The sequence below is a fragment of the Streptosporangium vulgare genome, assembly GCF_042428775.1.
GTDB classification, from domain to species: Bacteria; Actinomycetota; Actinomycetes; order Streptosporangiales; family Streptosporangiaceae; genus Streptosporangium; species Streptosporangium vulgare.
In genome coordinates, this window is sequence record NZ_JBHMBS010000095.1 from 1 (window position 1) to 1,799 (window position 1,799).

Consider the following 1,799-nt stretch of genomic DNA (forward strand, 5'->3'; position numbering starts at 1 on the left):
CCCCTCCCCACGACCCACACCGACCCGAACCACCGCCCCCGGCACCACCACCTCACCACCCACCACCGGCACCCACCCCACCCGGAACAACGAGTCGGGGGTCTCACGCAGCCGTTCGGGCGCGAAGGGGCGCAGGGCGAGCCTGCCGATCGTGGCCACCGGCTCGCCCGTGTCACCGGCCAGGACGAGGGACACGGCGTCCGCGCCCTCCGGGGTCATCAGCACGCGCGACGACCGCGCTCCCGTACGGTGCAGCCGTACCCGGTCGAAGGCGAACGGCAGCCTGCCCTGTTCGGTGCCTGGCAGCAGGCCCAGCCCGGCCGCGTGCAGGGCGGCGTCGAGAAGCGCCGGGTGGATGCCGAAGCCCGCCACGTCCAGTTCCTCGGGCAGGGCCACCTCGGCGTAGAGCCGGTCGCCGTCCCGCCAGGCGGCCCGCAGCCCCCGGAAGGCGGGACCGTAGTCGAGCCCGGCGGCGGCCATGTCGTCGTACAGCCCGTCCACGTCGACCTCGGCGGCTCCCGGCGGGGGCCATGCCGTCAGGTCGGCGGTCTCCTCCGCACCGCCGACGGCCAGCGTGCCCCGCGCGTGCCGGGTCCAGGGGAGGTCCTCCGACGCGCCCTCCTCCCGGGAGAACACGCCCAGGGGGCGCCGTCCCGTCCCGTCCGGCGCGCCCACCGACACCTGCAACAGCCGCGTCCGCGCCTCCGGCAGGAGCAACGGCACCTCCACGACCAGTTCGTCGAGCGTGTCGCAGCCGACCTGCTCCCCCGCGTGCAGGGAGAGTTCCGCCAGTGCGGTGGCGGGGACGACGGTGAGACCGGCCACGAGATGATCGGCGAACCAGGGCTGAGCCCCCGCCGAGAGCCGTCCGGTCATCACCATGCCGTCGCCCTCGGCCAGCGGCGTCGTCACGTCCAGCAGCGGATGCCCGGCCGACGGCGCCGACTTCGACGACAGCCAGTAGTGCCGGTGCTCGAAGGGGTAGGTCGGCAGGTCGACGAGCTTCCCGCCGCTGCCCGCCTGGTACGCCTTCCAGTCGACCTTCGCCCCGGCTACGAACGCTCTCGCCAGTGCCGTGACCAGGTTCTCCGTTTCGGATCTGTCCTTGCGTAGCACCGGGACGAACAGGCCCTCCTCTGCGGAGTCGTGGCCCATCGCCGACAGCACGCCGTCGGGGCCCAGTTCGATGAAGGTCTTCACTCCGTGGGAGTGCAGGTAGGTCAGGCCGTCGGTGAAGCGCACCGCTTCGCGCACGTGTCGTACCCAGTAGTCGGCGGTGAAGCCGGTGACCGGTTCGCCGGTGAGGTTGGAGATGACCGGGATCGCGGGAGGGTGGTAGGTGATGGTTTCGGCGATGCGGTGGAAGTCCGCCAGCATCGGTTCCATCAGGGGTGAGTGGAAGGCGTGACTGACCCGCAGGCGACGGGTCTTACGCCCTTGGGTGGTGAAATGGGCTGATATTTCCGTTACTGCGGTCTCGTCGCCGGAGATGACGATGGCTTGGGGGCCGTTGACCGCCGCGATCGAGATGGTGGCGGGCAGGAGGGGCGCTACTTCGGTCTCGGTGGCCTGCAACGCCACCATCGCTCCGCCTGCGGGGAGTGCCTGCATCAGCCGGCCTCGTGCCGCCACGAGATGGGTCGCGTCCTGTAGCGACATCGCCCCGGCCACATGAGCGGCTACCAGTTCCCCGATGGAATGGCCCAGCAGGAAGTCCGGTCGCATTCCCCAGGACTCCAGGAGCCGGAACAGCGCCACCTCAACCGCGAACAGTGCGATCTGGGCGTTCTCGGTCCGAT

The 1,799-nt window shown here is 70.9% G+C and carries 1 protein-coding gene; it reads right to left on the minus strand.

What is annotated here, in order from left to right:
• The coding region (locus ACFFRH_RS44100; protein WP_386164153.1) for an acyltransferase domain-containing protein at positions 1-1,799 on the minus strand (1,799 nt) is incomplete at both ends.